This is a genomic window from Myxococcus sp. AB056 (assembly GCF_006547365.1).
GTDB lineage: Bacteria > Myxococcota > Myxococcia > Myxococcales > Myxococcaceae > Myxococcus > Myxococcus virescens.
The window spans coordinates 1-5099 of sequence record NZ_VHLB01000178.1 but is presented as its reverse complement, the minus strand read 5'-3'; the positions used below and the strand labels follow the sequence as shown (position 1 = coordinate 5099).

The window sequence follows — 5099 nt, the reverse complement described above, 5'->3', positions numbered from 1 at the left end:
TGAGCGTCTCGTGGGCTCGGAGATGTGTATAAGAGACAGCCTCTTCCCCGAGCCCACCCGCCGACTGCCTCCACCCGGCCACTCCCCGGCAGCCGGGTGGCCCCACTCCCCCCGACTCCGGCACTACGGCTGCGAGTCCTCCTTCAGCTTCTCCACCGCCACCAAGGTGATGGCCTTCACCAGCGCCCGCGCCCGGCGGCCGCCCGCCGTCTCGCCATGCGGGTCCGCCTCCACCGCGTTCGCCAGGTCGGTGAAGCCCTGGCGCTCCCCCTTCCGGAGGTAGAGCTCGCCCCGGTTGGCCAGCGCCACCGGGTTGTCGGGCTCACGCTCCAGCGCGGCGCTGTACTCGGCGATGGCGTCATCCAGCTTGCCCAGCTTCTGGTACACGGTGCCCAGCGCCGCCCGCGCCGCCGCGTCCTTCGGGTTTCCCTCCACCAGGCCTTCGAAAAGGATGCGGGCTTCCTCCAGGCGTCCCGCCGCCGCCAGGTCACACCCCACCTGGGCAATGGCCTTCGCTTCCTCGAAGGTCATCCCCTCCACTTCGGCCCACGTCGCCTCTCCCCGGGCAAACGCCTTCAAGCCCTGCACCGCGCCGCGCTGCATCCGCATGGCCACCGCTCCCTCGTGTTTGATGATGCGTCCCATGACGGCTCAGGCGCTCCGCAGGTTGGAGATGGCCGTCTTCGCCATCTCGTGGAACTTCGAGGACATGTTGCTCATCAGGTCGAACATCGCCTTGCGCTTCTCCACCAGCCGCTGAAGGCGCAGCTCCAGCTCCTGCATGCTGCTCTCCAGCTTCGCGCCCGCCTTCCGGTCCGCCTCACCGGTGCCCAGCGAGGCGCGCTGGTCGCGCACGTTCGCCATCTGCTCCATCACGTCGAGAATCTCCTCGTCCGTGTCGCTGGAGATGGACATCAAGATGGCTTGAATCTTGTCCTCGATGCTCATGTTGGGGTTGTCGACGATGCTCCGCACATTCGACGAAGCGCCGCCCACCGGCCGGCTCCCGCCAGCGCCACTCGCGGGCTGCGTTCCGGATGACGCCTGCGCCGCGTCCGCCTGTCGCAGCGCGGCCGTGACATCCGGCCGGCCCACGATTCCATCCCGCGGCCCCACGCCCGCGGCCATCTCCAGCCGGTCGTAGTACGCGGGGTGGTCCTTGAAGAACTGCGCGGCGCGCTTCAGCGTCGACGATGCCGCCGGGCTGCTCAGGATGGCGTCCAGGTTGTCGCGCGTGAGCACGTTGTCCCGGGCCCCCACCGCGGTATCGAAGGTGTCCCAGTTCGCGCTCAGTACGCGCAAGGCGTCGTGGTACTCGTGGAAGTCCGGGTCCAGCGGGCTCGCTGTCGACGGCGGCGGGCTGCCCGACACAGGCGCGGAGCCACCGCCGCCGGACGTGCCGCCCGTCCCCGGCGCCGTCGTGCCACCACCGCCAGGCGTGCATCCCGTCCCTGGAGGCGTCGTGCCACCGCTTCCAGGGCGCACGGGCCGGCCATACCGCGCGAACTCCGCATCCACCGCCTTGAGCTCGCGCTGGAGGTCCTGCACCGAGAAGGTGTCGAGGTTGTACAGCGGCGAGAAGACGCCAATCCTCGCCAGCGGCCCCTGCCGGTCGAGCCGCTCGAAGAGAGCCGTGTTCTCCACCATGAAGCGGGCCGCGTCCCGCAGTTGGGGAGACAGGCTGGCGTCCGTGGAGATGCGCTGCAGGTCCTTCTTCGACAGCGAGCCGTTCTTCTTGCCATCCAGCAGGTCCAACTGCTGGAAGTTCGCCTCCAGCACCTTCAAGGCGTCCGAGTAGTCGAGCATCTTCGGATCCAACGGACTGCTGCCCGGATTCAGGATGGGCGACGAGGACGCGGAGCGCGCGTAGCCGCTGTCAGCCTTCGAGCTGCCCGAGGAGGACGCGTGGTACTCCGTCTTCGCGGGCGGGTTCTTCGACAGCTCCTGCGCCACGCCCATGGCGCCACTGGCCGCCAGCATGACGTTGCCCGTCGCGGCCCCCGCCGCGGCCTTGATGGAGTTGGTGATGAGCGGCGGCAATCCCAGCGCGTTGCCCGCGAAATCCACCGCGGTGGACATGGGGCCAGCCAGCAGGTTGGCCGCACCTTTGAGGAAGTCGAGCATGAACCCTCTCGCGCGACGGGGTTGAAGTGGACGCCGCGCAGTCGTCCTTCGGACGGGACCGCTGGATTGCAGCGGCGGTGCCGTCCGTGGGCGTGGGAGGTACCCAGCGAATTCCGGCGGTTAGCACTCACCGAAGCAGGGGCACGTCCCCAGGCGCGGACGGAGCGGTCCACGACGAAGGATTGCGGTTAAGTTCCGCGGCATGCGCACCATGGGCCTGGACCTGGGCACCAAAACCATTGGAGTGGCCGTCTCGGACGGACTGGGCCTCACGGCTCAAGGCGTCACCACCGTTCGCCGCACGTCGCTCAAGGCAGACCTCGCGGCGCTGGCCACCGTCGCGAGCGAACACGAGGTGACCCACGTCGTGCTGGGCCTGCCGCTCAACATGGACGGCAGCGAGGGCCCCCGCGCCGAGGCGTCCCGGAAGTTCGCGGACACCCTGGCCCAGTCGCTGGGGGTGACGGTGGAGCTCTGGGACGAGCGGCTGTCGACCGTGGCCGCCACACGGACCCTGCTCGAGGCGGACGTCAGCCGGGCCCGCCGCCGGGAGGTCATCGACCAGGTGGCCGCGCAGTTCATCCTCCAGGGATGGCTGGATGCCCACCGGCCGCCGGATACCGACTATCACCCCGACGACTACGACTCGGAGCCCTGAGGGGCTTGAGGGCCCCTCCAGGCAACCGCGCTACGGCTGACGCCGGTACACGTGCAGCGGCGCGGTGAAGCCATCCAGCTTCTGGTAGGCCACGCCGTCCAGCACCAGCGAGCGCTCCTCCAGCTTCACGCCCGCGGCCTTCGCCAGCGCTCCACCGTCGAAGCGGACCAGCACCTCCGGACGGGTCTCCTGCATGCGCTGGCGGAAGGTGTCCCAGCGCACGCGCGCCAGCCGCTCCTCGGAAAGGCCGGAGAAGAAGGCCAGCTGCAGGTCCATGTAGTTCGGGTCGATGTCGAGCGCGGCGGCCCCACCCTTGGCGGCGACCTCCGCCTTCAGGAACTTCGCCACCTGCATCAGCGCCACGGGATTCGTGGACGTGGGGCTGATGGGGCGCATCGTCGTCTGCAGTGGCCCGTCGGCACGGAACGTATAGATGCCCATCGCCACCGGCGCTGCCACGGCGACCAGCACCGTCACGCCCGCCAGGGCCTTGCGCAGCACGGGCCCTCCACGCGTCGCCACCAGCCCTGCGAAGCCGAAGGCCACGAAGACGGGGAGCAGCGCGACCTGCGTCACCGTGAAGCGGCCCAGCGGAACGAAGGTCAGCAGCACCGCCGCCCGGAAGGTGAAGTAGGCGGCGGGAAGCACCGCCGCGGCCACCAGCCAGCGCGTGTCCGGACGCGAGCGCCACGCGCGCACCATGCCCGCCATGCCCAGCAGCGCGACGAGAGGCGACAGCGTGAGCAAGGCGATGCCGGGCCAGAACCCCAGCTGCTGCAGCCGCCAGAGCACGTTCGACCCCGAGCCCAGGGACGACTTCACCCAGTTACGGTGGAAGTCCTCCACCGCCATCACCGGGAAGAACGGGTTGCCGTGCATCAGCTCATTTCCCTGCATCCACAACAGGGGGAACGGCAGGCACACCAGGCCGAAGCCCACGGCCCGGGTCAGCGACACGACCTTGTCCTGGCTGCTGAAGCACAGCGCCACCGTGAGCAGCGGGATGTACATCCACGCGTCGTAGCGAAGCGCGCACGCCAGGTTGAGCATCAACGCCGCCTGGAACAGGGGCAGGAAGCGGTTGTCATCCACGCCTTCCGCGTACAGCGCGAAGGTGGCCAGCATGAAGAAGAGGGACACCGCCTCGCTGCTGGCCGTGGTGGAGAACTGCATGTGCATGCCCCACGCCGCGAAGGACAGGCCGGCCACCACGCCCGCGCGCCAGCCGAAGAGGCGGCGCGTCAGCGCGAACAGCGGCACCACCGACAGCACGCCGAACAGCAGGCTCACCACACGGCCCGCGACCTCCCGGTCGAACACCGACAGCGCCGCGCCCACCAGGTACATGTGCAACGGACCGAACTGGTAGGCCCCGTCCCCGTAGGCGGTGATGAGGTGCGGCGCCCGCAACCAGCGCTCCGCCAGCTCCGTGCGGACCACCGCATCACCGAAGAGGTTCTCGTTGACGAAGAACACGCCCAGCCGCGGCACCAGCGCCGCCACCAGCAACAGCCCGACGAGCAGCCGGGTGCCTGGCTCGTGCTGAGGGGCAGGCACCGCCGACAGGCCAGGTGCGTGGGGAGTCGAAACGGAGAAGGGGGCGGGGGCGGTGGCCATGACGCGCGGCAGGATACGCAGGCACGGCCCAAAGCCAAGCCAACGCCCATTGTTCCCTTGCTCGGGGAGCGCGGCCGACTTCACGGTGCGCGAACCTGCTCCCCTTCCGAAATCCAGGGGGCTGCAATCATTTCAGGGTCCGCCGGGGCCAAGGGGCTGCCGGACTCCAGCGTCACCCGCGTGCGGCGGACCACCTCCAGCCGCCGGGGGCCCTGCGTCCCCAGTTCGGCGCGCGACGTGTAGAGAACCTCCAGCCGCTCGGGAAATGGGCGGCGCAGGTCGAAACGCAGCTCGCCTTCGGCCCTGGGAGCCGGCGGACCTTCCGCTCCCTGGGACTGGAGGAGGAAACGCACCCGGCCGCGGGCTCCTTCCAGCTCCACCAACTCATAGGTGATGACGGCCAGCCCTTCCTCCTGGGCTCGCGCCACGACCCAGCGCGCGCCCACGCCCACCGGCTCTTCCGGAAGCCGTGGGGTGACGAGCCAGTCCGAGGACAGCGCCGCCCGCACCAGGCGGCTCAATGCCGCGGAAGCCCCCGGCCCCAGTTGCACCCATGCCTGAAGCGGCGCCCCCCGGTTGGATAGCACCACGGCTCCATCCCGGCCACTCGCCGCGCCCAGCTCCTCCGCCAACCTCCACGCGGGCTCCATCCCCTCCTCGTCCACGGCGCGGACCTCGGGGCGCCCCACCCGCACGTGGT

The 5099-nt window shown here is 69.8% G+C and carries 4 protein-coding genes and 1 pseudogene; 1 reads left to right on the top strand and 4 read right to left on the bottom strand.

Features of this window, described 5'->3' with window-relative positions; genetic code table 11:
- Nucleotides 1-123: 123 nt before the first annotated feature.
- Together FMP39_RS36825 and FMP39_RS36820 are read right to left on the bottom strand one after the other, a co-directional pair.
- The gene (locus tag FMP39_RS36825; RefSeq protein WP_090490367.1) at nt 124-645 is read right to left on the bottom strand and encodes a tetratricopeptide repeat protein; all 522 of its coding nucleotides are present in this window, start codon (nt 643-645) and stop codon (nt 124-126) included.
- 6 nt (nt 646-651) lie between these two features.
- The gene (locus FMP39_RS36820; RefSeq protein WP_141594617.1) at nt 652-2124 is read right to left on the bottom strand and encodes a hypothetical protein; all 1473 of its coding nucleotides are present in this window, start codon (nt 2122-2124) and stop codon (nt 652-654) included.
- A gap of 202 nt (nt 2125-2326) precedes the next feature.
- On the opposite strand from FMP39_RS36820, the gene ruvX reads away from it, so the two are divergent.
- Nucleotides 2327-2782 carry a Holliday junction resolvase RuvX gene (gene ruvX / locus FMP39_RS36815; RefSeq protein WP_141594615.1) on the top strand — a complete coding sequence of 152 codons (456 nt, stop codon included), beginning with the start codon at nt 2327-2329 and terminating at the stop codon, nt 2780-2782.
- A gap of 30 nt (nt 2783-2812) precedes the next feature.
- On the opposite strand, the gene FMP39_RS36810 is transcribed toward ruvX, so the two are convergent.
- Both FMP39_RS36810 and FMP39_RS36805 read right to left on the bottom strand, forming a co-directional pair.
- Nucleotides 2813-4399, bottom strand: a complete 1587-nt coding sequence (locus tag FMP39_RS36810; RefSeq protein ID WP_228558649.1) for a glycosyltransferase family 39 protein — start codon at nt 4397-4399, stop codon at nt 2813-2815.
- 80 nt (nt 4400-4479) lie between these two features.
- Nucleotides 4480-5099: pseudogene (locus FMP39_RS36805) on the bottom strand (hypothetical protein); the annotation flags it as partial.

Excerpts from the sequence above, each read along its gene's own strand:
- FMP39_RS36825 (WP_090490367.1), bottom strand. The coding sequence starts at position 645 with ATGGGACGCATCATCAAACACGAGGGAGCGGTGGCCATGCGGATGCAG.
- FMP39_RS36810 (WP_228558649.1), bottom strand. The coding sequence starts at position 4,399 with ATGGCCACCGCCCCCGCCCCCTTCTCCGTTTCGACTCCCCACGCACCT.
- FMP39_RS36820 (WP_141594617.1), bottom strand. The coding sequence starts at position 2,124 with ATGCTCGACTTCCTCAAAGGTGCGGCCAACCTGCTGGCTGGCCCCATG.
- ruvX (WP_141594615.1), top strand. The coding sequence starts at position 2,327 with ATGCGCACCATGGGCCTGGACCTGGGCACCAAAACCATTGGAGTGGCC.